Source organism: Marinovum sp. PR37, from assembly GCF_028807375.1.
Taxonomy (GTDB): domain Bacteria; phylum Pseudomonadota; class Alphaproteobacteria; order Rhodobacterales; family Rhodobacteraceae; genus Marinovum; species Marinovum algicola.
In genome coordinates this window covers 24439-50797 of sequence record NZ_JARAML010000025.1, presented here as the reverse complement: position 1 = coordinate 50797, position 26359 = coordinate 24439, and the positions used below count along the sequence as shown (strand labels likewise).

23 protein-coding genes are annotated in these 26359 nt (G+C 65.2%); 15 read left to right on the top strand and 8 right to left on the bottom strand.

Going from position 1 to position 26359, the window contains the following annotated elements; translation table 11 throughout:
* Positions 1-13: 13 nt before the first annotated feature.
* Positions 14-484 (bottom strand): NUDIX hydrolase, encoded by a 471-nt coding sequence (locus PVW49_RS18440; protein ID WP_048534703.1) that lies wholly within the window; start codon positions 482-484, stop codon positions 14-16.
* Positions 481-2142 carry a Na/Pi cotransporter family protein gene (locus PVW49_RS18435; protein ID WP_048534704.1) on the bottom strand — a complete coding sequence of 554 codons (1662 nt, stop codon included), beginning with the start codon at positions 2140-2142 and terminating at the stop codon, positions 481-483. Before PVW49_RS18435 ends, PVW49_RS18440 begins: the two co-directional genes overlap by 4 nt.
* Positions 2143-2316: 174 nt before the next feature.
* On the opposite strand from PVW49_RS18435, the gene PVW49_RS18430 reads away from it, so the two are divergent.
* The 10 genes from PVW49_RS18430 (at position 2317) to PVW49_RS18385 (ending at position 11773) form a co-directional block, all read left to right on the top strand.
* Positions 2317-3132: a DeoR/GlpR family DNA-binding transcription regulator gene (locus tag PVW49_RS18430; RefSeq protein WP_074838143.1), complete on the top strand. Its 816-nt coding sequence runs from the start codon at positions 2317-2319 to the stop codon at positions 3130-3132.
* Positions 3133-3173: 41 nt separating this feature from the next.
* The gene (phnD, locus tag PVW49_RS18425; protein WP_274591254.1) at positions 3174-4148 is read left to right on the top strand and encodes a phosphate/phosphite/phosphonate ABC transporter substrate-binding protein; all 975 of its coding nucleotides are present in this window, start codon (positions 3174-3176) and stop codon (positions 4146-4148) included.
* 58 nt (positions 4149-4206) lie between these two features.
* Positions 4207-4998 carry a phosphonate ABC transporter ATP-binding protein gene (gene phnC, locus PVW49_RS18420; RefSeq protein ID WP_048534710.1) on the top strand — a complete coding sequence of 264 codons (792 nt, stop codon included), beginning with the start codon at positions 4207-4209 and terminating at the stop codon, positions 4996-4998.
* Positions 4995-5810 carry a phosphonate ABC transporter, permease protein PhnE gene (phnE, locus tag PVW49_RS18415; RefSeq protein ID WP_048534711.1) on the top strand — a complete coding sequence of 272 codons (816 nt, stop codon included), beginning with the start codon at positions 4995-4997 and terminating at the stop codon, positions 5808-5810. Before phnC ends, phnE (PVW49_RS18415) begins: the two co-directional genes overlap by 4 nt.
* Positions 5810-6625 carry a phosphonate ABC transporter, permease protein PhnE gene (gene phnE, locus PVW49_RS18410; RefSeq protein WP_274591253.1) on the top strand — a complete coding sequence of 272 codons (816 nt, stop codon included), beginning with the start codon at positions 5810-5812 and terminating at the stop codon, positions 6623-6625. Before phnE (PVW49_RS18415) ends, phnE (PVW49_RS18410) begins: the two co-directional genes overlap by 1 nt.
* Positions 6625-7527, top strand: a complete 903-nt coding sequence (locus tag PVW49_RS18405; protein WP_074838138.1) for an HAD-IIA family hydrolase — start codon at positions 6625-6627, stop codon at positions 7525-7527. The genes phnE (PVW49_RS18410) and PVW49_RS18405 overlap by 1 nt, the downstream gene beginning before the upstream one ends.
* Before the next feature lie 94 nt (positions 7528-7621).
* Positions 7622-8932, top strand: coding sequence for a sn-glycerol-3-phosphate ABC transporter substrate-binding protein UgpB (gene ugpB, locus PVW49_RS18400; protein ID WP_074838136.1), 1311 nt, complete (start codon positions 7622-7624; stop codon positions 8930-8932).
* 104 nt (positions 8933-9036) lie between these two features.
* On the top strand, positions 9037-9918 hold the full coding sequence (gene ugpA / locus PVW49_RS18395; RefSeq protein WP_048534717.1) for a sn-glycerol-3-phosphate ABC transporter permease UgpA: 882 nt from the start codon (positions 9037-9039) through the stop codon (positions 9916-9918).
* Positions 9919-9935: 17 nt separating this feature from the next.
* A complete protein-coding gene (ugpE, locus tag PVW49_RS18390; RefSeq protein ID WP_048534719.1) occupies positions 9936-10772 on the top strand; it encodes a sn-glycerol-3-phosphate ABC transporter permease UgpE in 837 nt (278 codons plus the stop codon).
* Positions 10772-11773 carry an ABC transporter ATP-binding protein gene (locus PVW49_RS18385; RefSeq protein ID WP_274591252.1) on the top strand — a complete coding sequence of 334 codons (1002 nt, stop codon included), beginning with the start codon at positions 10772-10774 and terminating at the stop codon, positions 11771-11773. The genes ugpE and PVW49_RS18385 overlap by 1 nt, the downstream gene beginning before the upstream one ends.
* Positions 11774-11804: 31 nt before the next feature.
* On the opposite strand, the gene PVW49_RS18380 is transcribed toward PVW49_RS18385, so the two are convergent.
* On the bottom strand, positions 11805-13025 hold the full coding sequence (locus PVW49_RS18380; protein WP_274591251.1) for a M20 family metallo-hydrolase: 1221 nt from the start codon (positions 13023-13025) through the stop codon (positions 11805-11807).
* An 80-nt stretch (positions 13026-13105) separates the two neighbouring features.
* On the opposite strand from PVW49_RS18380, the gene PVW49_RS18375 reads away from it, so the two are divergent.
* A complete protein-coding gene (locus PVW49_RS18375; RefSeq protein WP_048534725.1) occupies positions 13106-13870 on the top strand; it encodes a FadR/GntR family transcriptional regulator in 765 nt (254 codons plus the stop codon).
* On the opposite strand, the gene PVW49_RS18370 is transcribed toward PVW49_RS18375, so the two are convergent.
* Positions 13871-14542, bottom strand: coding sequence for a DUF1028 domain-containing protein (locus PVW49_RS18370; protein WP_274591250.1), 672 nt, complete (start codon positions 14540-14542; stop codon positions 13871-13873).
* A gap of 118 nt (positions 14543-14660) precedes the next feature.
* On the opposite strand from PVW49_RS18370, the gene PVW49_RS18365 reads away from it, so the two are divergent.
* The 4 genes from PVW49_RS18365 (at position 14661) to PVW49_RS18350 (ending at position 20134) form a co-directional block, all read left to right on the top strand.
* Entirely contained in the window at positions 14661-16238 is a 1578-nt protein-coding gene (locus PVW49_RS18365; RefSeq protein ID WP_274591249.1) for an ABC transporter substrate-binding protein, read from the top strand.
* A 112-nt stretch (positions 16239-16350) separates the two neighbouring features.
* Positions 16351-17298, top strand: coding sequence for an ABC transporter permease (locus PVW49_RS18360; protein ID WP_048534731.1), 948 nt, complete (start codon positions 16351-16353; stop codon positions 17296-17298).
* Positions 17295-19178: a dipeptide/oligopeptide/nickel ABC transporter permease/ATP-binding protein gene (locus tag PVW49_RS18355; protein ID WP_274591248.1), complete on the top strand. Its 1884-nt coding sequence runs from the start codon at positions 17295-17297 to the stop codon at positions 19176-19178. The genes PVW49_RS18360 and PVW49_RS18355 overlap by 4 nt, the downstream gene beginning before the upstream one ends.
* On the top strand, positions 19175-20134 hold the full coding sequence (locus PVW49_RS18350) for an ABC transporter ATP-binding protein (RefSeq protein ID WP_274591247.1): 960 nt from the start codon (positions 19175-19177) through the stop codon (positions 20132-20134). Before PVW49_RS18355 ends, PVW49_RS18350 begins: the two co-directional genes overlap by 4 nt.
* Positions 20135-20245: 111 nt before the next feature.
* Here the strand turns inward: PVW49_RS18350 and purU are convergent, their stop codons facing one another.
* The 4 genes from purU to PVW49_RS18330 form a co-directional block, all read right to left on the bottom strand.
* Complete coding sequence (gene purU, locus PVW49_RS18345; protein WP_048534737.1) at positions 20246-21130, bottom strand: formyltetrahydrofolate deformylase; 885 nt, start codon at positions 21128-21130, stop codon at positions 20246-20248.
* Between the two features lie 82 nt (positions 21131-21212).
* Complete coding sequence (locus PVW49_RS18340; RefSeq protein WP_274591246.1) at positions 21213-23657, bottom strand: GcvT family protein; 2445 nt, start codon at positions 23655-23657, stop codon at positions 21213-21215.
* A gap of 123 nt (positions 23658-23780) precedes the next feature.
* A complete protein-coding gene (locus PVW49_RS18335) occupies positions 23781-25298 on the bottom strand; it encodes an ABC transporter permease (protein ID WP_274591245.1) in 1518 nt (505 codons plus the stop codon).
* A gap of 11 nt (positions 25299-25309) precedes the next feature.
* Complete coding sequence (locus tag PVW49_RS18330) at positions 25310-26359, bottom strand: quaternary amine ABC transporter ATP-binding protein (protein ID WP_048534742.1); 1050 nt, start codon at positions 26357-26359, stop codon at positions 25310-25312.

Genomic DNA, 26359 nt, shown 5'->3' with positions numbered 1-26359 from the left:
TCACCGCCCGAATCTACGAAGCCCGCCGCAATTCCTCCAATGCGGTCAATTTCCCGGAGTCTTCCGCCAGCCGTTTCAGAAGGCCGGTCAATTCCTCCTCGTTCACCAGCCTGGCCGCCTTGTTCGGCGAAAACCAATGGCGTTTGCGTTCCTTGCGCTCTTTCCAGCGGCGCTTGAGCCGGTCGACCACCATCGGATAGACCGTCACGCGGCACAGCACGCTTTCGCCGCCGGTCAGGCGTTTTTCGTAATGGTATCGGCCGAGCGCCTTGTCGGAGACGAAGCCGACGGCGCCGGCCTCTTCCAGCGCTTCGATCTTGGCGGCGCGCCAAGGCTTCTTGCCGTCCATCAGCCAGCCCTTGGGCATGACCCAGCGCCCGGTATCGCGAGAGGTCACCATCAGCACCCGCAACCGGCCTTTCCTGTCCCAATGGACCGGCAAGGCGGCGATCTGCCTGGCGATGCGGGCCTTGGATTTGCTCATGCCGGCTTCCCCGCGAATTTCGGGCGCGCCAGCCGGCTGGCGAGAAGATCGCCGGTTTCCTCGGCGATAGGGTAGGCGACATAGCTGATCGCGGCATTCACCTGTTTCAGCAGCCTCAGGGTTTCCTGATGGGCGTTTGTGGTGGCGATACTGGCCGGGTTGCCCTGGCCGAGGCGCGTCAGGTGGCGTTCCTGCAATTTCTGCTCTTCGCGCCGGATGCGATCCTTTTCCGCCACCAACTGGCGCGCCGACTCGGCATCGCCGGTGGTCAGCACCGAGAGCGCCAGCCGCGTGTTCGTTGCCACCTGGTCATGAAAGGCCTCGATGTCCCGCAGCCCCTCGTCCGAGAAGGCATGGGCCTTGTCGTGCAGCCGTTTTGCCAGGGTCAACAGGTTGACCGCGACGCGGTCGGCGGCCTCTTCGAGGCTGTTGGCCATGGCGACCAGTTCCACCGCACGCCGCGCCTGTTCGCGGGGGATGTCCTTGTCGCGCAGCTGCGACAGGTAGATCTTGGTTTCGTAATGCATCCGGTCGACGGCATCTTCGCGAAGCTCGATCAGATCCGCCGCCTGTTGATCCCATTGGCGCAGCAGCCCCGGGATCGGCGACAGCATGGCCTGCACCGTTTCGCCCATCCGAAGCAGTTCGCGCTGCGCGCAGGCCAGCGCCATGGCCGGTTCGTCGAGCACGCCGGGATCCAGCGCGGTGCGGGTCACCGCCTCGGCCTCGGTCGATTGCGGCACCAGGGTTTCGGCCAGGCCGACCAGCTGGCCGGTGACCGGCAGGGCCAGAACCAGCAGAGCGGCGTTCAGAAGCACATGCAAGGTGACCGCCTGCTGGCTTGCCCCGCCCCACAGCATCGACAGGTCGAAGGCGCCGAAGACCAGCAGGGCGAAGGCCGCCAGCGTCACGCCGCCGCGCGCCACGAGGTTCGCGACGGCGACCTGCCGCGCCACACCCCGCTCTGACCAGAGCAATCCGACCGCAATCATGGCGCCGCCGAGATTGGCGCCGATGACCAGCGCCGCGGCCGCGGTGGTGCCGACGAGGCCGGTTGCCGCGAACATCGCAAAGGTCAGAACGGCGGCCAGACTGGAATGCATCAGCCAGGCCAGCAGGGCACCGATGACGAATGCGCTGAGCAGATCCCGTTCGAAATAGGCGGCCGCCGCCTGCACGATGTCGTTCTCTCCGATCGGCGCCGTGGCCTGGCGGATCATGCCCAGCGAGAGAAAGACCAGCGCGACGCCGATGGTGATCCGCCCGGTCTGCTTGGCCTTGCGGGACCGGGCGTTGAGAAACAGGATCACGCCGACAAGCAGGATCAGGGGCACCACCTTGTCGACCGGGAGCTGAAGCACCTGCACCATAAGCGCCGAGCCGAGTTCGGCGCCGAGAATCATGGCCAGCGCCGCGCCCGAAGACAGCAGGCCGGAGGCCGCGAAACCGCTGCCGATCAGTGCCACGGCGGTGGCGCTTTGCAACATCATCGCCGTCGGAATGCCGGCCGCGGCCGCCGAGAGCCGGTGCGCCGACATCTCTTTCAGCCAGCGACGCAGTTCCGGCAGATAGGCGCGTTCGGCGCCGGTCCGGATCATCCGGACAGACCACAACAGAAGCGCGACAGCCGCCGCCAGGTTGACCGCGAGCAGGATCATGTCGGCCGGGCCGCAGGCATACGAGTGTCGGACGAAACAGGCGCTTTCAACGGTTTGATTTCCTTGCCCATGCAAAAATCTCACCACCAGAACGAGGCTTTTGCAACAAAATTCATTGCATATACTGCCGAAACTCCACACTTTTGATGACAGCAAGTGAATCGGCGGGGTGGTATGGCGCACGCGGGCACGACATCAGAGATACCGGTCAGGGGACGCAGGCGGCTCAAGAAGGAGGAGCGCCGCCGGCAAATCCTGCTGGAGCTGAAACTGCGCCCGCATGTCCGGATCAGCGAATTGTCCGAGCGCTTCAACGTCTCGACCGAGACCCTGCGGCGCGACTTCGACGCGCTGGCCGATGAGGGGCTTGTCGCCCGCGCGCACGGCGGGGCGACCGCGCCCACTCAGGGCCATTATCCCAGCCTTGACGAGCGGGCGAATGCACGCATCGAGGAGCGGGAGCGGATCGGCAAACGGGCCGCCGAACTGGTGCAGGACGGCGAGACGGTGATGATCGATTCCGGCTCGACCACGATCGAGATGGCGCGCGCGCTGGCCTATCTCGGCACCTCCTGCACGGTGATCACGAATTCGATTCCGGTGGCGATGACCCTTGGCCACGGGGCCGCGCAGATCCTGCTGTGCCCCGGCGAATACCTTGCCGCCGAATCCGCCGTCATCGGCACCGAGACCCTGGAATTCTTGTCGCGTTATAATGTCGACCGCTGCATGATCGGCTCGTCCGGGTTCTCGGAGGAAGGCCCGTCGGAAACCGTGCGCGGCTTTGCGGCGGTCAAAAGGACGATGCTGCACCGGGCGCGCGAGCGGCATCTCCTGATCGATTCGGAAAAGTTCGGACGCAGGGGGCTGGCCCATGTGGGCGACATGTCGGACCTGCGGTCGATTGTCGTGAACACCGCCCCGGCGGGCGCACTCCTGGCGGCCCTGGAGGCGGCCAAGGTCAGGATCATCGCGACGGACGAAGGATAATATCAACCGCGGCAAAAACGCCGTAACTCAGGGAGGACAAGATGAAGACGGAGATCACACTATTGATCGGGGCATCGGCCATGGCGCTCATGTCCCTTGGCGGGGCGACTGCGGCCCAGGAGTGCCCGCGCGGCGACCTCGATGCGCGCTACTGCGACGCCGACGACGACATGATTGCCGACATTCCGACCGATCCGGCGGAGCAGATCGATCCTGACACGCTGGTCTTTGCCTATACCCCGGTGGAGGATCCGGCGGTCTACAAGACGGCCTGGGCGGACTTCCTCGAACATCTCGAAGCCGAAACCGGCAAGGACGTGATCTTCTTTCCGGTCCAGAACAATGCCGCCCAGATCGAGGCGATGCGCTCGGGCCGGCTTCATATCGCGGGCTTCAACACCGGGTCCAACCCGCTGGCGGTGAACTGCGCCGGCTTCCGCCCCTTTACCATCATGGCCGCGCCGGACGGCAGTTTCGGCTATGAGATGGAGATCATCACCTATCCCGGCAGCGGCATCGAGCAGATCGAGGATATCCAGGGCAAGCAGCTCGCCTTTACCGCGCCGACGTCGAATTCCGGGTTCAAGGCGCCCTCGGCCATCCTGAAGGCGGATTACGGCATGGAGCCGGAAAAGGATTTCGAGCCGGTGTTCTCGGGCAAACACGACAATTCGGTTCTGGGTGTCGCCAACAAGGATTACATGGCCGCCGCCGTCGCAAATTCGGTCATGGGCCGGATGATCGAACGCGACGTGGTCAGCGCCGATCAGATCGTGTCGATCTACAAGTCCCAGACCTTTCCGACCACCGGATACGGCGTGGTCTACAACCTCAAGCCCGAGTTGCAGGAGCAGATCCGCGACGCCTTTTTCAACTTCGAATGGGAAGGCTCCAGCCTGAAGGAAGAGTTCGAGAAGAACGGCGAAGGTCAGTTCCTGCCGATCACCTACAAGGAATACTGGGACGTGATCCGCAAGATCGATGCGGCCAACGACGTCAGCTACGCCTGCCAGTGATCCGGCAACATGGCGGCGGCCCCGGATCCGGGCCGCCGCAGCGCGCAAGGGGAATGCGATGCTGCGCCTTCAAAAGCTATCCAAGACATACAAGACCGGCGACCAGGCGCTGACGGCGATCGATCTCGATGTGCCCAAGGGCCAGGTTCTGGCGCTGATCGGGCCGTCGGGGGCGGGGAAATCGACGATGATCCGCTGCATCAACCGGTTGGTCGAGCCGACCGGCGGCGCGGTGCTGCTGGATGAGGTCGATCTCACCGGGCTCGGCCCGGGCCGGCTGCGCAAGGCGCGGCGCGAGATGGGGATGATTTTCCAGGAATACGCCTTGGTCGAACGTCTGACGGTGATGGAGAACGTGCTGTCGGGCCGGCTGGGCTATGTCGGCTTCTGGCGCAGCTTCCTGCGCCGCTATCCGCAATCGGACGTCGATGCGGCGTTTCGGCTGCTCGATCGGGTGGGTCTGTTGCATATGGCCGACAAGCGGGCAGACGAGCTTTCGGGCGGTCAGCGCCAGCGGGTGGGGATCTGCCGCGCGCTGATCCAGCAGCCCAAGCTGCTGCTGGTGGACGAGCCGACCGCCTCGCTCGATCCAAAGACCAGCCGGCAGATCATGCGGCTGATCACCGAGCTTTGCCAGGAACGCGGGCTGGCGGCGATCATCAACATTCACGACGTGGCGCTGGCGCAGATGTTCGTGCCACGTGTCGTCGGGCTGCGTCTTGGCGAGATCGTCTATGACGGGCTGCCCACCGGGCTGACCCCCGACAAGCTGACCGAGATCTATGGCGAGGAGGATTGGGAAGCGACCATCGAGAAGGTCGAGGACGAAGAGATCGAGGCCGCGGAATGAGCCACCGGGAACTTGACGACATGCTGGGCAAAGGCTGGCGCAAACCGGCCTTCGTCCGGAATCCGCTGTTGCGATGGGGGCTGGGCCTCGGCTTTGTCGCCTATCTGATCGCCGCCGTCCTGACCATCGAGGTGGACTGGGGACGGGTTTATGAAGGGCTGGATCGGGGCTGGGCCTTCATTCTGGCCTTTACCAGCCCGGATTTCCTCTCGCGGTGGAGTGACATCTGGAGCGGACTGCTGGAAAGCATCGTGATGACCGTCGCCGCCTCGGTGGTGGGGATCGCGATTTCCATTCCGATCGGCCTCGGGGCGGCCCGCAATATCGCGCCGCTGCCGGTCTATGTGATCTGCCGCGGCATCGTCGCCATCAGCCGCGCCTTGCAGGAGATCATCGTGGCCATCCTTCTGGTGGCGATCTTCGGGTTCGGCCCGCTGGCCGGCTTCCTGACCCTGTCCTTTGCCACCATCGGTTTCCTGTCGAAGCTTCTGGCCGAGGATATCGAGGCGATGGACAAGGCGCAGGCCGAGGCGATCCGGGCCTCGGGGGCGCGGTGGATGCAATGGATCAACTACGGTGTGCAGCCGCAGGTCATGCCGCGTCTGGTGGGGCTGTCGATGTACCGGATCGACATCAACTTCCGCGAAAGCGCCATTCTGGGGCTGGTGGGCGCCGGCGGCATCGGGGCGACGTTGAACACCGCCTTCGACCGCTACGAGTACGACACTGCCGCCGCCATTTTGATCCTGATCATCGGCATCGTCATGGCGCTGGAATATCTTTCCGGCATCATCCGCGCGAGGGTGCAGTAATGCCGGTCCTGGAGCGCGCAGGCACGCAGATCTGGCGCCGGCGAACCGGGCGCGACAGCCTGATCCGCTGGTTCGGCTGGCTGATCGGCGTGGCGGTCTTTGTCTATTGCTGGCAGATCATCTCGGCCTCGACCACGTGGTTCTTTGTCTGGGATGCGCCGCGCATCGCCAATGACATCTGGACCCGCGCCACGCCGCCCCGGTGGGAATACATCACCCAGCTCGGCCGGCCGATCTGGGACACGCTCAACATAGCCACCCTTGGCACCTTGATCGCGCTCTGCCTGGCGGTGCCGGTGGCCTTTCTAGCGGCGCGCAACACCACGCCGTCGGCGCTGTTCATCCGGCCGGTCGCGCTGCTGATCATCGTCTCGACCCGGTCGATCAACTCGCTGATCTGGGCGCTGCTGTTGATCGCGATCATCGGCCCCGGCGTCTTTGCCGGGGTCATTGCCATCGCCATCCGGTCGATCGGTTTCTGCGCCAAGCTTCTGTACGAGGCGATCGAGGAAATCGATTCCGGCCAGGTCGAGGCCATCACCGCCACCGGAGCCAGCCGCTGGCAGGTCATGGCCTATGGGATCGTGCCGCAGGTCTTGCCGGCCTTCGCGGGCATCGCGGTCTTTCGCTGGGACATCAATATCCGCGAATCAACGGTGCTGGGCCTGGTGGGGGCAGGGGGCATCGGCTTGCAGCTCTCGGCCTCGCTCAACGTGCTGGCCTGGCCGCAAGTCAGCCTGATCCTGATCGTGATCCTGGTCGCCGTGCTGATCAGCGAACTGGTGTCGGCCAAGGTGCGGGGGGCGATCATTTGATGGCGATCTCGGCAGAAGAGGCCTTTGAAGTCTATGAATCCGTGCGCCACCGGCTGCCGCCGGCGCGGACCGCGGCGCCGGCCTGCCGCCATTGCGAAACGCTCGACGACCTGGCCGACGAATTCGACATCTTCCTGCTTGATGCCTTCGGCGTGCTGAACATCGGCGAGGCGGCAATCCCCGGCACGCCCGAGCGGATCGCCGGGTTGAAGGCCCGGGGCAAGCGGGTGCTGGTGGTCTCCAATGCCGCGGGTTTCCCCCATGCCGCCCTGATCGAGAAATACACCCGTCTGGGCTATGATTTCGCTGCCGAAGACATCATTACCAGCCGCGCCACGCTGTTGGCCGGTCTCGACGCGCGGCGCGCGCTTCACTGGGGGCTGATGGCGACGCCGCGCGCCGGGCTGCGCGATCTGGAGGGATTGCACCTCACCTATCTCGAGGAGGATCCGGGCGCCTATGAGGCCGTCGACGGTTTCCTGCTGATCGGCAGCGCTGTCTGGACCGAGCCGCGACAGGAATTGCTCGAAGCGGCCCTGCGGCGGCACCCCCGCCCGGTGCTGGTGGGCAACCCGGATATCGTGGCGCCGCGGGAAACCGGGTTCTCCCCGGAACCCGGCCATTTTGCCCATCGGCTGGCCGAGCAAACCGGCATAGCGCCGGAATTTTTCGGCAAGCCGTTCCGCAATATCTTCGATCTCGCCTTCGCGCGACTTGGCGAGGTCGACCGCAGCCGCATTGTCATGGTGGGCGACAGCCTGCACACCGATATCCTCGGCGCCCAGACCGCCGGCCTGCCTTCGGCGCTGATCACCGATTTCGGATTTTTCGCCGGTCAGGATGCCGAGCAGGCCGTTTTGCGCGCCGGTATCGTGCCGGATTTCATTGTGAGGCGGCCATGAGGCCGTCATGTTATATTTGTTTTACAACGCGCCACAAGAATGCGCGGCATCGCGGCGAGAAAAGTCGCCACAACCTCAACTTAGGGAGAAAGAGATGAAACACACGATCAGCATATTGGCCGCGGCGGCGGTGCTGGGCTCGGCCCAGTCGGCTCTGGCCCAGACCGAGATCGAATTCTGGCATGCCTTCACCGGACGCCTGGGCGAGTTGGTGGCCGAACAGGTCGAGACCTTCAACGCCTCTCAGGACGCCTATCAGGTGGTGGCCTCGCACAAGGGCAACTATTCCGAGACGCTGAATGCCGGGATCGCCGCCTTCCGGGCGGGGGAACAGCCCGACATCCTGATGGTTTTCGAGGTCGGCACCGCGACGATGATGGGCGCCAAGGGCGCGATCAAGCCGGTCTATGAGGTGATGGCAGACGCCGGCGCCGATTTCGACCAGTCGAAGTACATCGGTTCGGTCAAGGGCTATTACACCACGCCCGACGGCGACATGCTGTCCCTGCCGTTCAACTCGTCGACCCCGGTGCTCTGGGTCAACCGCGACAAACTGGAAGAGGCGGGGATCGATCCCGACACCGATCTGTCGACCTGGGAACAGGTCGGCGCGGTGCTGGACCAGCTCAAGGAGGCCGGGGTCGATTGTCCGATGACCACCGCCTGGCAGAGCTGGATCCATCTCGAGAACTTCTCCGCCTATCATGACGTGCCTTTCGCCACCAAGGACAACGGCTTTGGCGGCACCGATACCGAACTGGCCTTCAACGGTGCGGCACAGGTGGCGCATATCTCGGCCATGGGCGACTGGGCGCGGGACGGCAAGTTCATCTATGCCGGCCGCCGCAACGAGGGTGGCGCCAACTTCCGCGCCGGGGAATGCGCGCTCTTCACCGAGAGCTCGGCCGGCTATGCCGGGATCAAGGCGGAGGCCGAGTTCGATTTCGAGGTGCGGCCGCTGCCCTATTGGGAATCGGTCACCGACGAGCCGCAGAACACCATCATCGGCGGCGCCTCGCTCTGGGTGATGGAGGGCCAGACCGAGGAAGAATACAAGGGTGTCGCCGCCTTCCTCAATTTCCTGTCCAGCCCCGAGATCCAGGCCAAGTGGCACCAGGACACCGGCTATCTGCCGATCACCTCGGAGGCCGGCGAACTGACCCGCAGCCAGGGCTTCTACGACGAGAACCCCGGCACCGATATCGCGGTGACCCAGATGACGGCCAAGCAGCCGACGGCCAATTCCAAGGGCCTTCGTCTGGGCTCGTTTGACCAGATCCGGGGCATCATCGACGAGGAGCTGGAAGCGGTCTGGTCCGGCGACAAGGACGCGCAGGCGGCGCTCGATTCGGCGGTGGAGCGCGGCAACGCGCTGCTGCGCCGCTTCGAGCAGGCTTCGCGCTAGCGGCAATCCCGCCCGCCCCGGACCCCGGTCCGGGGCCTCCCGGTTGACGAGGAGGCCCCGGGTCGGTCCCGGGGCGGTGGCGTCCGGGGAAGCAAGGAGGACCGATGGAAAAACGCGTCACGTTCAAGGGCCGCTGGCTGCCGCTTTTGCTGGTCCTGCCGCAGATCGCGATCACCGCGATCTTCTTTTTCTACCCGGCCGGACAGGCGATCTGGCAATCGCTGTTCATCCCCGATCCTTTCGGATTGTCGATGCGCTGGGTCGGATTGGGCAATTTCGAGTTCCTGCTGTCGGATCCCTATTACCGCGCCTCCTTTGTCACGACGGCGGTCTTTTCCATCCTGGTGACGCTGGTTTCGATGGGCGTGGCGCTTTATCTCGCGGTGCTGGCCGACCGGCTGATCAAGGGCTCGGGCACCTACCGGACGCTGCTGATCTGGCCCTATGCCGTGGCGCCGGCGGTGGCCGGCGTGCTGTGGCTGTTCATGTTCAACACGCGGGTCGGCGTGGTGACCTGGTATCTGGGCCTGCTGGGCTATGACTGGAACCACGTGCTGAACGAGGGCGAGGCGATGGGGCTTGTCGTCGTCGCCTCAGCCTGGGGCCGCATCAGCTACAATTTCCTGTTCTTCCTGGCGGGCCTGCAAGCGATCCCGAAATCGGTGATCGAGGCCGCCGCCATCGACGGCGCGCATTTCTGGACCCGGTTTCGCACCATCGTCTTTCCGCTGCTGTCGCCGACGACGTTCTTCCTAATGGTCGTGAACATCATCTACGCCTTCTTCGAGACCTTCGGGGTGATCCATACGATCACCAGTGGCGGCCCGCAGCAGGCCACCACGATCCTGGTCTACAAGGTCTATTCCGATGGCTTCGTGGGTCAGGATCTCGGCTCTTCGGCGGCGCAATCGGTGATCCTGCTGCTGATCGTCTCGGTCCTGACGGTCGTGCAGTTCAAATATATCGAGCGACGGGTGCATTACTGATGGCAGAGCGACATGGCATGGTCGAAAAGCGGGGCACGGGCCTCTGGTTGACCCATCTCGGGCTGATCGTCGGCATCGCCTTCATCTTTTTCCCGATCTGGCTGGCCTTCGTTGCCTCGACCGTCGAACAGCATGACATCGTGCGCCCGCCGATGCCGCTTTTGCCCGGCGACAAGTTTTTCGAGAATTACGCTAGGGCGCTGACCTCGGGCATCAATGCGCCGGTGGCGACGATGTTGTGGAATTCGCTGGTCATGGCGATGGGCATCGCGCTTGGCAAGATCGCCATCTCGCTGCTCTCGGCCTTTGCCATCGTCTATTTCCGCTTTCCGGGGCGGCAATTGTTCTTCTGGCTGATCTTCCTGACGCTGATGCTGCCGGTCGAAGTGCGCATCGTGCCGACCTATGAGGTGATCGCGAATTTCGGCATGCTGAACAGCTATCAGGGCCTGATCCTGCCGCTCATCGCTTCGGCGACCGCGACCTTTCTGTTCCGGCAGTTCTTCATGACCGTGCCCGACGAGCTGGCCGAGGCCGCCCGCGTCGATGGCGCCAAGCCGATGCGGTTTTTCTTCGACATCCTGCTGCCGATGAGCCGCACGAATATCGCCGCATTGTTCGTCATCCTCTTTATCTACGGCTGGAACCAGTACCTCTGGCCGCTTCTGATCACCACCGAACCGGAAATGAACACCATCGTCATGGGCATCAAGCAGATGTTCCCCTCGGGCGACGATTTTGCCCATTGGCCGACGATCATGGCGACGTCGATCCTTGCCATGGTGCCGCCGGTCATCGTGGTCATCGGCATGCAGAAGCTCTTTATCCGCGGCCTCGTCGAAAGTGAGAAGTAATGGCAACCGTCACCCTAGAGAACCTGAAGAAATCCTTCGGCAAGACCGAGGTCATCCAGGGCATCGACATCGACATCGCAGATGGCGAATTCGTGGTCATCGTCGGGCCTTCGGGCTGCGGAAAGTCGACGCTGCTGCGCATGGTGGCGGGCCTCGAGACCGCGACGTCGGGTGAGGTGCGGATCGACGGCAGGCGGGTCAATGACGTCGAGCCGATGGACCGCGACATCGCCATGGTGTTCCAGAACTACGCGCTTTATCCGCATATGTCGGTCTTCGACAACATGGCCTATGGGCTGAAGATTCAGAAAGTGGCCAAGCCCGAGATCGCCGAGCGGGTGCAAACCGCCGCCAAGCTCTTGCAGCTGGAGCCCTATCTGCAACGAAAACCGCGCGAGCTTTCCGGCGGGCAGCGCCAGCGCGTCGCCATGGGACGCGCCATCGTGCGCAAGCCCGCCGTCTTCCTGTTCGACGAGCCGCTGTCGAACCTCGATGCCAAGTTGCGGGTGCAGATGCGTCTTGAGATCAAGGCCTTGCAGCGTGAATTGGGGGTGACCTCGCTTTACGTGACCCATGATCAGGTCGAGGCGATGACCCTGGCCGACCGGATGATCGTGATGAATGCCGGCGTCGCAGATCAGATCGGCGCACCGCTGGAGGTCTATGCCGATCCGGCGACCGAATTCGTGGCCGGGTTCATCGGCTCACCGCCCACGAATTTCATCGACGCCGCCTTGCTGGACGGCGAGAGGGCGGGCCGGATCGGCATCCGCCCCGAGCATGTCCGCCTGGCCGAGCAGGGGCGGATCGAGGCGGTTGTCGTCTACGCCGAAGCCCTGGGGGCCGAGACGCTGGTGCATCTGCGCGCGGGGGACGGCCAGCAGATCACCGTTCGCCAGGAGTCCGGCCTGGCGATCCCGACCGAGGGCCAGAGCTGTGGCCTGGCCTGGGATTCGGCACAGGTGATGCGGTTTGACGAGGCCGGTCTGCGGCAGAGGTAGACCGCACGCGGCAGCGGGCTGCGGCGGTGTCTCAGCCCTGCCGGGCCAGTCGCAGGATGGCGCGTTCGAGAACCGTGATCGCCACATCGAGATCCTCGGCGCTGGCAAATTCGTCGGGCCGGTGGCTGACGCCGCCGCGACAGCGGACAAAGAGCATCGACACCGGACAGAGATCGGCCATTGCCGAGGCGTCGTGGGTCGCGCCGGAGGGGATTGTCATCGGCCTGATGCCGCAGTCGCGGATGGCCTGTTCCAGCGCCTCTGTCAGCCTCGGGTCGCAGGTCGTCGCCGGCTGAACATAGGTGCGGCCGGCCTCGATTTCGCAGCCCGCCGCGGCGCAGATCTCTTGCGCGCGGCCGAGAATCCCGGTTTCAAAGGCGGCGCGGGTGGCATCGCTGGCTGCGCGGATTTCGAGCGTGAAGCGCACCCGGGAGGGGATCGCATTGACCGCGCCGGGACCGACCGAAATGCTGCCCACGGTGGCGCGAACCTCTGTTGCCATGGCTTCATCGCTGACCAGGGCAATGATCCGCGACGCCGCGACAAGCGCATCCTGCCGGCCGGACATCGGCACCGTGCCGGCGTGGCCGGTGGTGCCGGTGACCGTCACCTCGAAGCGGGAGATGCCGCAAATCGCGCTGACCGCAGCCACCGGGAGGTTCTCGGCTTCGAGCACCGGGCCCTGTTCGATATGGGCCTCGAGATATCCGGCAACCGTCGCCGGATCGCGGGCTATGCCAAGGCTCTGCGTGGCCTCGACGCCGAAGCTTGCCATCGCCGCGCGCATCGAGACGCCGTCGGTATCGGTCATCTCCAATGCGCCGGGATCGAGGGTTCCGGCCAGCGCGCGCGGGCCGATCAGCGCTGTGGGAAACCGTACGCCCTCTTCATCGGCGAAGGCCAGCACCTCGATTGCAAAGGGAAACTTCGGTATCTCGTGGCGCAACGCCTCGGCCGCGAGGCAGCCGACGGCAATCCCCATGATCCCGTCAAAGGCCCCGCCTGAAGGCACGCTGTCCTGGTGCGAGCCGATCAGCAGCACCGGCTTGCCCTCGGGGTTCGGGCTGGCGCCGACAAGCGTGCCGGCGGCATCGCGCGTCACGTCGAGCCCGGCCGCCTGCATCCAGCCGGCGATTTCATCGCTGGCCACGCGGTGTTCCGGGGTCCAGGGCAGGCGGGTGACCCCCTCGGTCGTGGTTGACGCCTTGGCAATTTGCTGCAATCGGGCAGCAGCCTTGTCTCCGTAGGTCATAGCGGCCTTGAATTTATCATGATAAATGGGCTTGTATTACAGATACCCCGCCCAGACAGGAAAAAGCGAGGCATTTTTTGATGACACCCGGATCGCCCCGGCCCCAGGGACAGCCCCGCCGTTCGCGTCCGTTGCGCGTTGCCGATGCGATCAAGGATTGGGTGGTCGAGCGCGGATTGAAGCCGGGTGACCGGCTGCCCGGCGAGGCCGAGCTGATCGCGCAGTTCGGCATGTCCAAGGGCACGATCCGCGAGGCCATGCGGCTGTTGCAGGCGCAGGGCCTTGTGGAAACCAAGACTGGCCCTGGCGGTGGCAGTTTCGTTGGCGAGGTTTCGCGCGAGCGGGCGAATGCGCTTCTGGCGAATTACTTCTACTTTCGCGACGTCAGCATCGACGACATCTATCAGGTTCGCATCGCGCTCGAGCCGGAACAGGCGGCCAAGCTGGCCGGATGCCTGACCGAGAGCCAACTGGCCGAGCTCGAGGCGATCATGGCGGAATATGCCGACCCGGCGGCGGATGCCGAGGAAGAGCGCCGCCAGCATGTGGCCTCGTTGCGGTTTCATGCGCGGTTGTCCGATTTCGGCCAGAACGCGCTGCTCAGCTTCTTCATCAACTTCATGTCGCAGATCCTCACCGATCTCACCGTCTACAAGCGGCTCTACAAGGCCCCCAACCACGATCTCTGGCAGCAGGGGCGTGACCACCAGGTCGATCTGATCGAGGCCTTGCGGCAGGGCGATGCCGACCGCGCCCGGGAAGTGATGCGCAGCCATATGGAAATGGCGCGCAGGTTGATGGAGGCGCAGGAGGCCGAGGTGATGAAACGGTTCATCGCGGAATGATCACGGCTCATAAGGCGTGGCGCGCTCGGGGTCGGCCAGCGTCGGCACATGTCGGACCCAGTTCGCATATTCGCCGGATGTGGCGTGGCGGTGCAGCTCGGCCAGCGCCTCCAGCGGCGCGGGCGCATAATCCACCCGCAGGGTGAGCGGCGGCCGCCTTCGTCCGACCACCAGCAATGCCGCCGACAAGAGCCCGCGACTGTCGCCGCCGGCCATTGCGGCCGCGGTCAGGGCTGCCAGAAGCCGGTTGTCGAGCGCGCCGGTGGCGGTGGCAAATCCATCGAGGCAGGCGTCCAGCACCGCCTCGGATGCCAACAGGTTGCCGGCCACGATCACCGACCGCGCGCGGCGCCCGCCCGCCGTGGCAATGCTGTTGGCGCCGGTGAAATGGCCAGTGCCGCCGGCGGGATCGAGCGCGGAAAGCTGCCGCTCGGCGCGGCCGCTGTCGGCCCCGGTGATCTGCGCTACCGCGTCGTCCGCCGGCGTGCCGGCGCGCATACGGTCAAGAACATCGCTGCCCCACATGGTGCTGGGAAGCGAGCCTTGCGATGCCGACATGCCCGATTCGCCGTCTCCGCGCAGAACCCAGCCGCCGACGCAAAGGCTTCCGGTGGTGGCCGCTCCGCCGTAAGTGCCCGATTTTTCGTCATAAGCGAGGATCGAAATCGTCATCACGGTCTCCGTTTCACAGCCCGCTTGAATTTATCATGAAAATTTGGCCAGATGCAATTTATCATGATAAAATAGCCAAAACGCAAATTGCCAAGACGCAACAGGAGAGGAAACAGACATGTCGGTCTTTCACGTCACCCGCCGGGGGCTCATTGCCGCCGGCACAGCGCTGGCCCTGACATTGGGCCTGGCCGGCGGAGCCCAGGCCCAGACCCCGCCCGGCGTTCTCATCGTCGGCCAGATCGCCGAACCCAAGGCGCTTGATCCCGCCGCGGTGACGGCGGTCAACGATTTCCGCATCCTGATGAACGTCTATGACGGGCTGGTGCGCTATAAGGACGGCACGCTCGAGGTCGAACCGGCGCTGGCCACCGATTGGGAGATCAACGAGGACGGCACGGTCTATACCTTCACCCTGCGCGAGGGCGTGCGCTTTCACGATGGCAGCCCGTTCAACGCCGAAGCGGTGAAGTTCAACTTTGACCGGATGCTGAACGAGGACCATCCGTTCTACGAAACCGGGCCTTTCCCGCTCTCCTTCTTCTTCTCGGCCGTCGAGACCGTCGAGGCGCTGGACGAGCAAACCGTGCGTTTCACGCTGAACGCGCCTTACGCGCCTTTCCTGTCCAACCTCGCCTATCCCACCGGGCTGATCGTCTCGCCCGCCGCGGTGGAAGAGCATGGCGCGAATTTCGGGCGCAATCCCTCGGGCACCGGGCCGTTCCGCTTTGCCGAATGGCGGTCGAACGAGGCGGTGGTGGTCGAGGCCAACGCCGATTACTGGGACGGCGCGCCGGAATTGCAGGCCGTGGTGTTCCGCCCGATCACCGATGCCAACACCCGCACCGCCGAGATGCTGGCGGGCGGCATCGACCTGATGGTCGAAGTGCCGCCAGTCGCGCTCTCCGAATTCCAGGATGACAGCTACGCGGTGCATGAACAGGCCGGCCCGCATGTCTGGTTCCTGATCCTCAACGCCAAGGAGGGCCCTTTCGCCGACAGACGCGTGCGGCAGGCGGCAAACTATGCGGTCAACAAATCGGCGCTGGTGAGCGAGGTGCTGGAAGGCACCGCCGAAGTCGCCGCCGGTCCGACCCCGCCAGCCTTTGCCTGGGCCTACAATGAAAGCCTGGAGCCCTATCCCTATGACCCTGACAAGGCGCGCGAGCTGATCGCCGAGGCCGGCGCCGACGGCGCCGAGCTGACCTTTTATGTCACCGAGGGTGGCTCGGGCATGCTCGACCCCATCGCCATGGGCACCGCGATCCAGGCCGATCTGGAGGCGGTGGGCTTTGACGTCACCATCGAAACCTACGAGTGGAACACCTTCCTGGGCGAAGTGAACCCCGGCCTTGAAGGCAAGGCCGACATGGCCGAGATGGCCTGGATGACCAATGACCCCGACACGCTGCCCTTCCTCGCGCTGCGCACCGAGGCCTGGCCGGACAAGGGCGGCTTCAACTCGGGGTATTACTCCAATCCCAAGGTCGACGAGCTGCTCGAGGCGGCCCGCGTCGCCACCGATCAGGAGGAACGCGCGCGGCTCTACAAGGAGATGCAGACCATCGTGCAGGAGGATGCGCCCTGGGTCTTTGTCGCCAACTGGAAGCAGAATGCGGTGACCAGCGACCGAGTGGAGAATTTCACCCTGCAACCGTCGTTCTTCCTGCTGCTTGACGACGTAGCCAAGAACTGAGGCACCCCGCGTCCCGGACCTGGTCCGGGACCTCCCCCGGGGCCTGCCAAGAGGCCCCGGGCCAAGCCCGGCGCGCGCCGCTGCGCCCTGTCCCTGACCGCCCGGAGTTCCGATGACCGGCTACATCCTCAAACGCCTGCTGTCCGCCATCCCGGTTCTGCTGGGCATCACGGTGATCGTCTTCCTGATCATGGCGCTGATCCCGGGCGATCCGGCGACCGCCATCCTGGGGAGCTATGCGACGCCGGAGAACGTCGAAAAGCTGAACCGTGACCTCGGCCTCGACAAGCCGTTGGTGCAGCAATATTTCATTTGGCTCGGCAATATGCTCCAGGGCGATTTCGGCACCTCCTTCGCGCTCAATCGCCCGGTGCTCGACGAGGTGCTGGAACGGTTCAACGGCACGCTTGTCCTTGCCGGCACCGCCTTTGTGCTCTGTTCCTTCTTCGGTGTCATGGCCGGGGTGATCTCGGCGGCCAATCAATACGGGCTGGCCGACAAGGCGATCACCTTTGTCGTCTTGCTGGGCATCTCGATCCCGTCCTTTTTCCTCGGCATGATGATGATCCTGTTCTTTGCGGTGAACCTGCGGTGGTTCCCGGTCTCGGGGATGTGGCCGATCTACGGCGATCGCACCTTCGGCGTGCTGCTCACCCATCTTGCCATGCCGGCGCTGGCGCTGGCGGTGGTGGCGACCGGGGTGATCGCACGTCTGTCGCGCTCGGCCATGCTCGAGGTGCTGCGGCAGGATTTCATCCGCACCGCGCGGGCCAAGGGCGTGCACGAGCGTGGCGTGATCTGGCGGCACGCGCTGAAGGCGGCGATGGTGGCGATCATCCCGGTGCTGGGCATTCAGGCCGGTTTCGTGCTGTCCGGCGCGGTCTATATCGAAATCGTGTTCCAGTGGCCCGGTGTGGGCCGCATGCTGGTCGATGCGATCCTGAAGCGCGACATCCTTCTGGTTCAGGGCGGGGTGGTCTTTGTCGCCGCCTGTTACGTGCTGTTCAATATCGCGGTTGACGTGGCGCAGAGCCTGCTCGACCCGAGGATCAAGACATGACCGGCTTCCTGACGCTTCTCGCCCGCAACCGGCTGGCGCTGGCCGGCGGCATCGTGCTGCTGCTGGTCGGACTGCTGGCGCTGGTGACACCGCTCCTGCCGCTGGCCGACCCGGATGTGACCAACACGTCGAACCGCTTCCGGCCGATCTTTTCACCAGATGCGTTTCTGGGCACCGATCACCTCGGCCGCGATCTGCTGTCGCGGCTGATGTGGGGTACGCGGCTGTCGCTGGCGGTGGGGTTCGCGGCGGCCATCGTCGCCGCCACACTCGGCGCTGCGATCGGTATCATCGCCGGGTATTACGGCGGCCGCACCGACAATGTCATCATGCGCGGCGTCGACATGCTGATGGCCTTTCCCTACATCCTGCTGGCGCTGGCCATCGTCGCGGCGCTCGGGCCGGGGCTGCTGAATGCGCTGATCGCGGTGGCCGCCGTCAACGTGCCGTTCTTTGCCCGCAACATCCGCGGCATCACCGTGGGCATCGCGCACAAGGAATTTGTCGATGCCGCACGGCTGGCGGGGCTGTCGAACACCCGGATCATCCTATCGGAGATCCTGCCCAACGTGGTGCCGGTGATCGTCATCGCCATGTCCACCACCATCGGCTGGATGATCCTGGAAACCGCGGGGCTGAGCTTTCTCGGGCTCGGCAGCCAGCCGCCGCAGGCCGACCTGGGCTCGATGCTGGGCGAGGCGCGTTCGGCGCTGATCACCAACCCGCATACCTCGATCGTGCCGGGGATGATGATCCTGATCATCGTGATGGCGATCAACCTGCTGGGCGACGGGGTGCGCGACGCGCTTGATCCGCGGCTGAAGTCGGGCGCGCTGTCGCGGCCGATGGCGGCCACTCGCGTCGACCGCAAGGCCCCGGTGCCCGCGCCGACGGGTGCCGGCCTGCTGGACGTGCAATCGCTGGAGACGCAATTTCACGTCAAGGATCGGGTCTACCGCGCGGTCGGCGGGGTCGATCTGCACGTGGAAAAGGGCGAATGCCTCGGCATCATCGGCGAAAGCGGTTCGGGCAAATCCGTCACCGCGCTCTCGGTCATGGGGCTGGTCGCCTCGCCGCCCGGCGTGGTGACCGGCGGTGCAGTATATTACGATGGCGAAGATCTGATCGGCGCGCCGTATCGGCGGCTGCGCGAGATGCGCGGGCGCAACGTCGCCTATATCTTCCAGGATCCGCTGGCCACGCTGCATCCGCTGTACCGCGTCGGCGATCAGCTGATCGAGGCGATCCGCGCCCATCGGCCCATCAGCAAGGCGGAGGGGCGCGCGAAGGCGGTGGACCTGCTCAGGGCGGTGCGCATCCCCAATGCCGAGACGCGCATTTCCGATTATCCGCACGAGATGTCGGGCGGCATGCGCCAGCGGGTCGGCATCGCCATGGCGCTGGCCAATGATCCCGATATCATCATCGCCGACGAGCCGACCACCGCGCTGGATGTCACCGTGCAGGCGCAGGTGTTGACGATCCTCGACGACCTGCGGCGTTCGCGCGGGCTTGCCATCGTCTTCATCACCCATGATTTCGGCGTCGTGGCACAGCTCTGCGACCGGGTGGCGGTGATGTATGCCGGGCGGATCGTCGAAGAGGGGCGGACCGCCGAAATCCTCGATGCGCCGCGCCACCCCTATACCGCCCGACTGATGGCTTGCGTGCCCGAACTGGGCGGCGGCAAGCGGCGGCTGGAGGCCATCGCGGGACTGCCGCCAGCGGTGAACAAGCTGCCGCCGGGGTGCGCCTTTGCGGAACGCTGCACCAGGGTGCAGGAGGATTGCCGCCAGGGGCACATCCCCCTGGCGCGGGCCGGCGGGCATGGGGTGCGCTGCCTGCATCCGATCGATGACAGCCGGGAGGCGGCCCAATGACCGAGGCGCTGAAGCTCACAGACCTGTCCAAGACCTTCCCTGTGGGGCGCCGGCTTTTCGGCGGGCCCAAGGGATCGGTCAAGGCGGTGCATCCGCTGTCCCTGACGGTGCATCAGGGTGAAACGCTGGGCATCGTCGGCGAATCCGGCTGCGGCAAGTCGACCCTGGCCCGGATGCTGGTCGGGCTGCTGGAGCCCACCACCGGGCAGATTGAGATCGAGGGCGCCGCGCTCGATACCGCCGACCCGGCCGCGTTCGGCAAGCGCATCCAGTATGTCTTTCAGGATCCGATTTCCTCGCTCAACCCGCGCAAGACCATCCGCCAGATCATGGAGGCCCCGCTCAAGCGGCTGCACGGGATGCCCGCCGCCGAGCGCCGCGCCCGCATTTCCGAGATCTTCGACAGCGTGAACCTGCGCGAGGAATTCCTCGACCGTTACCCGCATGAATTCTCCGGCGGCCAGGCCCAGCGCATCGGCATTGCCCGCGCGCTCGCGGCCCAGGCGCGCATCCTGATCCTCGACGAGCCGGTCTCGGCGCTCGATGTCTCGGTCCAGGCCCAGGTGCTGAACCTCCTGGCCGACCTGCGGCGCGACTTCGACCTGACCTATCTCTTCATCAGCCACGATCTGGCGGTGGTCGAGGCAGTCAGCGACCGGATCGCGGTGCTCTATTTCGGCGCGGTGGTCGAAATCGGCCCGGCGGAAGAGGTCTTTGCCAACCCCAGCCACCCCTATACCCGGCTGCTGGCCGACAGCGCGCCGGTGGTGGGGCGGCCGCTCTCTGCGCCCGAGGCGGAGGGCACCGAGCTGCCCGACCCGCTGAACCCGCCCCCGGGCTGCGCCTTTGCCGCCCGCTGCCCGAGGGCGACCGAGCGATGCCGGACCGAGACGCCGCGCCTGTCGCCGGTGGGTCCGCGAACCGAAGCCGCCTGTTTCCATCCCCTGTCCGAGTGACCGGGGGATCTATGACTGGATCGCCGGCCCCGGCTGGAGCGCGGTTTGGTGCTGGGCATTACCCTACGTGTGCCCGGCCAGAACTGACACCGCCTGGCCGGACTCGGGGGCTCAGCCCATGCGCTCGCTCGAATAGCTGCCGGGCGAGGCGGGAAAGACCACCGTCTTGTTGCCGTTGAGAAAGACCCGGTGGTGGGCATGGGCGTGGATCGCCCGGGCCAGCACCTGGCTTTCGACGTCGCGCCCGAGGCTGACGTAGTCGGCCGCCGATTGCGCGTGGGTGATGCGCACGATGTCTTGCTCGATGATCGGCCCCTCGTCGAGATCGGCGGTGACGTAATGCGAGGTCGCGCCGATCAGCTTCACCCCACGCTCGAAGGCCTGCTTGTAGGGGTTCGCGCCCTTGAACGACGGCAGGAACGAGTGGTGGATATTGATGATCCGCCCCGACATCTTCTGGCACATCTCGTCCGACAGGATCTGCATGTAGCGCGCCAGCACGATCAGCTCGGCGCCGGTCTCCTCGACCACCTTCATGATTGCCGCCTCGGCCTGCGGCTTGTTGTCCTTGGTGACCTTGATGCAGTGGAACGGGATGTCAGCGTTCACCACCGGTTTCTGGTAATCCATGTGGTTCGAGATCACCGCCACCACCTCGACCGGCAGGGCGCCGATCCTGACCCGGTAGAGCAGGTCGTTCAGGCAATGGCCGAAACGCGACACCATGATCGCGACCTTCATCTTGCGGCTTTCGTCGTGGAATTCGTAGGTCATGCCGAAGGGCTCGGCGATCTCGGCAAAGCCTTCGGCCAGGGCCGCGAGATCCGAGCCGTTCTCGGGGGTGAAGCTGACCCGCATGAAGAAATAGCCGGTTTCCTGATCGTCGAACTGCGACGCATCGGTGATATTGCAGGTCTTGTCGGTCAGGAATGTCGAGATCGCGGCGACGATGCCGCGGCGTGACGGGCAGGTGACGGTGAGACAGTATTTGGTCATGGGGCGATCCTGTTGGTCAAGAGTAGGCGCGCGTTGGCGGGTTGGCGGCGGGCACGGGCCATGTGCCGCGCCGCCCGGTGGGTCAGACCTTCACGCGTTCGGATTTCGGGTCGTAGAGCGGCTTGAGCGAGGCGGTGGCGGCCACGCGGCTTCCGGCGATCTCGATCTCGTAGCGCGAGGCCAGCACATCTGCCGCGGTTTCGCCGGCGCTGGGTACATAGCCCAGACCCACGGCACCGCCGAGGTGATGGCCGTAGCTACCCGAGGTCAGAAAGCCCACGATGTCGCCATCGCGCAGGATCGGTTCGGCATGATAGAGCAGCGGTTCGGGGTCTTGCAGCAGGAATTGCACCATCCGGGTCTGCAAGCCCTGCTCGCGCTTGCGCTCCACCGCGTCGCGGCCGATGAAGGAGACGTTGTTCTTCTTGACCGCAAAGCCCAGCCCGGCCTCGAGCACGTGATCCTCGGACGAGATATCATGGCCGAAGTGGCGGAAACCCTTTTCGATCCGGCAGCTGTCCATCATGTGCAGCCCGCACAGCCGCGCGTCCATCTCGCGCCCGGCCTCGTGCAGCACCTCGAAGACATGCGCCGCCATGTCGGCAGAGACATAGATCTCCCAGCCCAGCTCGCCGACATAGGTCACGCGGTGGGCGCGGGCCAGACCCATGCCGATCTCAATCTCCTGCGCGGTGCCAAAGGGGTTGGCGGCGTTGGAGAAATCGTTGGGCGACACCCGCTGCAACAGCGCGCGCGACTTCGGCCCCATGACGCAGATCACCGCCTCGGCGGCGGTGATGTCGGTGACCACCACGCGGTGATCGCCCACATGCCGCCGCAGCCATGTCTCATCGGCCAACCGGGTGGCGGCCGGGGTCACCACGAGGTAGGCGGTCTCGCTCAGACGGGTGATCGTCACGTCGGCCTCGATCCCGCCCCGGCTGTTGAGCAACTGGCTGTAGACGATCTTGCCCACGGGCACCGAAAGGTTGCTGGCCGCGACATGGTTGAGAAAGGCCTCGGCGTCGGGCCCCTCGACGCGGATCTTGCCAAAGGAGGACATGTCGTAAAGCCCGACATTCTCGCGGATCGCCTTGTGTTCGCGGGCGGCATTGCCGAACCAGTTCTGCCGCTTCCACGAATACTCATAGGCCGGCGTCTGGCCGCTGTCGGCGAACCAGTTGGCGCGTTCCCATCCGGCGATCTCGCCCATCACCGCACCCTCGCGCAGCAGGGTCTCGTGCAGCGGCGAGCGGCGGATGCCGCGTGCGGTGGCTTTCTGACGATAGGGGAAATGGTCGGCGTAGAGCAGGCCCAGCGTTTCCTTGGAGCGTTCGAACAGGTAGTGCCGATTGCCCTGGAACGGCTGCATCCGCGCAATATCGACGTCGCCCAGATCGAAGGGCTTTTCGCCGCTGTCCATCCATGACGCCAGCGCCATGCCGGCGCCGCCCGCCGACTGGATGCCGATCGAGTTGAAGCCGGCGGCGACCCAGACATTGTCCATCTCGGGCGCCAGTCCCAGGTGATAGGCGTCGTCGGGGGTGAAGCTTTCGGGGCCGTTGAAAAAGGTGTGGATGCCCGCCTCGGCCAGAAGCGGCATGCGGTTCACCGCCTGTTCGAGGATCGGCTCGAAATGGTCGAAATCCTCCGGCAGCTGGTCGAACTCGAAGCTTTCGGGGATGCCTGCCATGCCCCAGGGCTTGGCCACCGGCTCGAAGGCGCCGAGCAGGATTTTCCCGGCGTCTTCCTTGTAATAGGCGCATTCCTCGGGCACCCGCAGCACCGGTAGCTGGGACAGCCCGGGAACGGTATCGGTGACGATGTAGAAGTGTTCGCAGGCATGCAGCGGCACGTTGACGCCCATCTGCCGGCCGACCTCATGGCCCCACATGCCGGCGCAGTTGACCACGTGATCGCAGGTGATGGTACCGCTTTCGCCCTCGGCCTCCCAGTGGACACCGGTGATCCGGCGGGCGTCGCGGACAAGGCCGGTGACCTTGGTACGCTCCAGCACCTGCGCACCGCGCTGGCGGGCGCCACGGGCCATGGCCAGCGCGATATTGGCCGGGTCGCCCTGGCCGTCCTTGTCGAGATAGACCGCCGCCTTGACGTCCTCGGCATTGACATGCGGATAGCGGGTTTTCAGCTCAGCGGGGCTGATTTCCTCGACTTCGACGCCGAAGGCGCGCGCCATCGAAGCCTGGCGCAGGATTTCCTCGCGCCGCTCGTCCGACAGCGCCACGGTGATCGAGCCATTGCGGCGAAAGCCGGTGGCGACGCCGGTCTCGGCCTCAAGCTGGCCGTAAAGCTCCTGGCTGTACTTGGCCAGCCGGGTCATGTTCTCGGTCGCGCGCAGCTGGGCGATCAGCCCGGCGGCGTGCCAGGTTGTGCCGGAGGTCAGCTGCTTGCGTTCGAGCAGCACCACATCGGTCCAGCCGAGCTTGGTCAGGTGATAGGCCACCGAACAGCCTATGACGCCGCCGCCGACAATGACGACACGGGCGTTTTCAGGGGGGAGAGCCATGGGCGAGGGTCCTTCGTTCTGGCCGCGCTGGAGGGGCGGCACCGGGGGAGGCAAGGGGAGGGCGGCAGGCGGGATCAGGAGCGATCCCGCCTTTGGGCTTCGATTGGGTCGGGGTGGCCGGGGTTATTTCTTGCCGGCGACGATCCGGTCGAGGATCAGGGCACAGAACAGGATGGCGAGCCCGGCAAGGATGCCCTGACCGGCGGCGGCGTATTGCAACGCTTCCAGCACATCCTCGCCCAGCCCCTTGGCACCAATCAGCGAGGCCACCACCACCATCGCCAGCGACAGCAGAATGGTCTGATTGACGCCGGCCATGATGGTCTTGCGCGCCAGCGGCAGGTCGACACGCCAGAGCAAATAGCGGGGGGTCGCGCCAAAGGCCAATGCCGCCTCGCGCACCGTCTTGGGCACCTGTTGCAGACCCAGCACCGTGAACCGGATCACCGGCGGGCTGCCAAAGATCATCGTGGCGACCACGCCCGCAGGCTTGCCCGAGCCGATGAAGGCCACCACCGGGATCAGGTAGACAAACGAGGGCATCGACTGCATGAAATCCAGCACCGGGCGCACCACCGCAAAGACCGCGGGGCGGCGGGCACAGAAAATGCCGAGCGGAATGCCCAGGGTGATCGAGATCAGCGCCGCCGCACCGAGCAGGGCGATCGTGGTCATCGCCTTTTCCCAGAAGTCGAGCAGCCCGAGATAGGCCAGCGCCGCGGCGGTAAAGATCGCCACACGGGCGCCGCCCGACAGATAGGCCAGCATCACGAAGACCAGCGCCACCACCGGCCAGGGGGTGCCCACCAGCACCACCTCGATGGCGTCGAGCAGGCTGCGCATACCGACGGTCAGCCCGTCAAAGAAGCCGCGCCCATGGGTCTTGAGCCAGTCGAAGCCGGCCTGCACCCAGTCGCCGGTGCCAAGCCGCCAGTCGCGGTCGGTGGGAAAGGCGTTGAGCACCGGAAAGGCGTCGGGGCGGGCGAATTTCGCGGTCGAGATCACCACCACGGCCAGGGTGATCAGCCCGGCCAGCAGCATGCGCAGCTGCGACCAGCCGCTGGCCACCCGCCGGTCCGAGCGCCAGCGGGCGAACTGCCCTTCCAGCGTCCAGTTGGCAAGCGCGGCGGCGGCAAACTTGAAGGTCAGCAGAAGCCCGAGCCCCACGGCGAGATAGACAAGCCCGCTGGCATCGGCACTGTCCGCCGCGAGCCGCGCCCCCGTGAGCGCCTCTTCCAGCGAGGTCGCGGCGCGCTTCAACGCTTCGAGCGAGGCCGCGCCGGAGGTTTCAGCCGCCTCGATCTGCTGGCGGCGCAGGTCGAGCGTCTGGGCGATCTGATCGGCCCGCAGCCGGGCATCGCGGCCGAGATCGCCAAAGAGGCCAAGGCCGATCTGGATATAGGCCAGGGTTTCGAGGACCAGGAAGCCCAGAAACCACGACCACAGCCCCCGCGCCCCGAACCAGACCGGCCCGAGCAGCCCGGCGGCGAGGTTTAGGGTAAAGGCGTAGCCGGGAGCCTGCATCATATGCGCGAAAACCCGGCGGTAATAGCCTTGCGACTGCCCGGCGAAATCCCCGACCAGCGCCTGCATACGCGCGCTGGCGTCGGGTTTGATCTGCATCGGATCGACATGTTGCATGTTTCGTCTCCTCACGCCTGGCTGTTCTGGATGGCGCGCAGCAGGCGCGCGCGGTTGATCACGCCGACGGTATTGCCGGCGTCGGCGACGGTGACGATGCCATGGCCATCCACCGCGAGGTTCATCAGGTCGCTCAGGTCCATCTCGGGATGGGCAACCTTGGCGTCGCCGGGCACGCTGCCGTAGGCGGATTCAAACTCCCCCACCGGCTGCATCACCGAATGGGCGAAGATCATGTTGAGCTTGGAGATGCCGGCCACGAAATCCGCCACATAGCCGTCGGCCGGGTTGAGGATGATCTCTTCCGGGGTGCCGATCTGAACGATGCGGCCATCCTTCATGATGGCGATGCGGTGCCCGATGCGGATCGCCTCGTCCAGATCATGCGTGATGAACATCGTGGTCTTGCCCAGCTTGCGGCTGAGCTGCATGAACTGGTCCTGCAACTGCTTGCGGATCAGCGGATCGAGCGCCGAGAACGGCTCGTCCATCAGCAGGATCTCGGGGTCCGAGGCGATGGCCCGGGCCAGACCGACCCGTTGCTGCATCCCGCCCGAGAGCTCATGCGCATATTTGTCTTCCCAGCCGCCAAGCTCGACGAGATCGAGCACCCGGTCGGCCTCTTCCCACCGCCGCGCCTTGCCGGTGCCGCGGATTTCCAGCGGCATGGCAACATTGTCGCGCACCGTGCGGTGCGGCATCAGGCCGAAGTTCTGAAACACCATGGCAACGCGACGGTTGCGCAGATCGCGCAGGCCGGCATCGTCCAGGCCCATGACGTCTTCGCCGTTGATGTGGATATGTCCGGCGGTGGGCTCCAGAAGACGGTTGACGTGGCGCACCAGCGTCGACTTGCCGGACCCGGACAGGCCCATGACGCAGAACAATTCGCCGCGCTTGACCTGAAAGCTGGCATCCGCCACGCCGACGACGCAGTTGAAGCGCTCCAGCACCTGCGCCTTGGTCAGCCCCTCGTCATGGATCGCCCGAAGGGCCTCATCGGCACGTTTGCCGAAAATCTTCCAGACGCCGTTTGCGTCTATCGCTATCTCGCCGGACAT

What these genes read in the sequence shown, in the direction of transcription:
- PVW49_RS18440 (WP_048534703.1), bottom strand. Translation starts at nt 484, where the DNA reads ATGAGCAAATCCAAGGCCCGCATCGCCAGGCAGATCGCCGCCTTGCCG.
- PVW49_RS18435 (WP_048534704.1), bottom strand. Translation starts at nt 2,142, where the DNA reads ATGATCCTGCTCGCGGTCAACCTGGCGGCGGCTGTCGCGCTTCTGTTG.
- PVW49_RS18430 (WP_074838143.1), top strand. Translation starts at nt 2,317, where the DNA reads ATGGCGCACGCGGGCACGACATCAGAGATACCGGTCAGGGGACGCAGG.
- phnD (WP_274591254.1), top strand. Translation starts at nt 3,174, where the DNA reads ATGAAGACGGAGATCACACTATTGATCGGGGCATCGGCCATGGCGCTC.
- phnC (WP_048534710.1), top strand. Translation starts at nt 4,207, where the DNA reads ATGCTGCGCCTTCAAAAGCTATCCAAGACATACAAGACCGGCGACCAG.
- phnE (WP_048534711.1), top strand. Translation starts at nt 4,995, where the DNA reads ATGAGCCACCGGGAACTTGACGACATGCTGGGCAAAGGCTGGCGCAAA.
- phnE (WP_274591253.1), top strand. Translation starts at nt 5,810, where the DNA reads ATGCCGGTCCTGGAGCGCGCAGGCACGCAGATCTGGCGCCGGCGAACC.
- PVW49_RS18405 (WP_074838138.1), top strand. Translation starts at nt 6,625, where the DNA reads ATGGCGATCTCGGCAGAAGAGGCCTTTGAAGTCTATGAATCCGTGCGC.
- ugpB (WP_074838136.1), top strand. Translation starts at nt 7,622, where the DNA reads ATGAAACACACGATCAGCATATTGGCCGCGGCGGCGGTGCTGGGCTCG.
- ugpA (WP_048534717.1), top strand. Translation starts at nt 9,037, where the DNA reads ATGGAAAAACGCGTCACGTTCAAGGGCCGCTGGCTGCCGCTTTTGCTG.
- ugpE (WP_048534719.1), top strand. Translation starts at nt 9,936, where the DNA reads ATGGTCGAAAAGCGGGGCACGGGCCTCTGGTTGACCCATCTCGGGCTG.
- PVW49_RS18385 (WP_274591252.1), top strand. Translation starts at nt 10,772, where the DNA reads ATGGCAACCGTCACCCTAGAGAACCTGAAGAAATCCTTCGGCAAGACC.
- PVW49_RS18380 (WP_274591251.1), bottom strand. Translation starts at nt 13,025, where the DNA reads ATGACCTACGGAGACAAGGCTGCTGCCCGATTGCAGCAAATTGCCAAG.
- PVW49_RS18375 (WP_048534725.1), top strand. Translation starts at nt 13,106, where the DNA reads ATGACACCCGGATCGCCCCGGCCCCAGGGACAGCCCCGCCGTTCGCGT.
- PVW49_RS18370 (WP_274591250.1), bottom strand. Translation starts at nt 14,542, where the DNA reads ATGACGATTTCGATCCTCGCTTATGACGAAAAATCGGGCACTTACGGC.
- PVW49_RS18365 (WP_274591249.1), top strand. Translation starts at nt 14,661, where the DNA reads ATGTCGGTCTTTCACGTCACCCGCCGGGGGCTCATTGCCGCCGGCACA.
- PVW49_RS18360 (WP_048534731.1), top strand. Translation starts at nt 16,351, where the DNA reads ATGACCGGCTACATCCTCAAACGCCTGCTGTCCGCCATCCCGGTTCTG.
- PVW49_RS18355 (WP_274591248.1), top strand. Translation starts at nt 17,295, where the DNA reads ATGACCGGCTTCCTGACGCTTCTCGCCCGCAACCGGCTGGCGCTGGCC.
- PVW49_RS18350 (WP_274591247.1), top strand. Translation starts at nt 19,175, where the DNA reads ATGACCGAGGCGCTGAAGCTCACAGACCTGTCCAAGACCTTCCCTGTG.
- purU (WP_048534737.1), bottom strand. Translation starts at nt 21,130, where the DNA reads ATGACCAAATACTGTCTCACCGTCACCTGCCCGTCACGCCGCGGCATC.
- PVW49_RS18340 (WP_274591246.1), bottom strand. Translation starts at nt 23,657, where the DNA reads ATGGCTCTCCCCCCTGAAAACGCCCGTGTCGTCATTGTCGGCGGCGGC.
- PVW49_RS18335 (WP_274591245.1), bottom strand. Translation starts at nt 25,298, where the DNA reads ATGCAACATGTCGATCCGATGCAGATCAAACCCGACGCCAGCGCGCGT.
- PVW49_RS18330 (WP_048534742.1), bottom strand. Translation starts at nt 26,359, where the DNA reads ATGTCCGGCGAGATAGCGATAGACGCAAACGGCGTCTGGAAGATTTTC.